The organism is Halopseudomonas sp. (genome assembly GCF_036961105.1).
Lineage (GTDB): Bacteria > Pseudomonadota > Gammaproteobacteria > Pseudomonadales > Pseudomonadaceae > Halopseudomonas.
The window spans coordinates 279-537 of record NZ_JBALWW010000070.1 but is presented as its reverse complement, the minus strand read 5'-3'; the positions used below and the strand labels follow the sequence as shown (position 1 = coordinate 537).

Genomic DNA, 259 nt, shown 5'->3' with positions numbered 1-259 from the left:
TTTGGGGATATCCTTTGCTTTAATGTCGTTTTGTACGCCAAAGGCGTGGTTCATCGAGCCCGCAATTTGTTTGAACTTCAATACGTCCATTTCAGAGAAAGACAGCAGTAATACGAAAAAGCACATCATTAATGCCATAAGATCGGCAAAGGTGGCCATCCATACAGGCAGGCCAGCAGGCCCTTCGTCTTCTTCAATTTCATCCATTTATGAGGCCGCTGCTTCAGCAGACCTTGGGGTTTCTCCTTTACGTTTTTTA

General features: G+C 44.8%; 1 protein-coding gene. It reads right to left on the bottom strand.

The genetic code is table 11. The features are described from left to right. Nucleotides 1–207: flagellar motor protein MotB (locus V7756_RS19045; protein ID WP_335611768.1), on the bottom strand; the 207-nt coding region annotated here is incomplete at its 3' end. Between the last annotated feature and the right edge of the window lie 52 nt (nucleotides 208–259).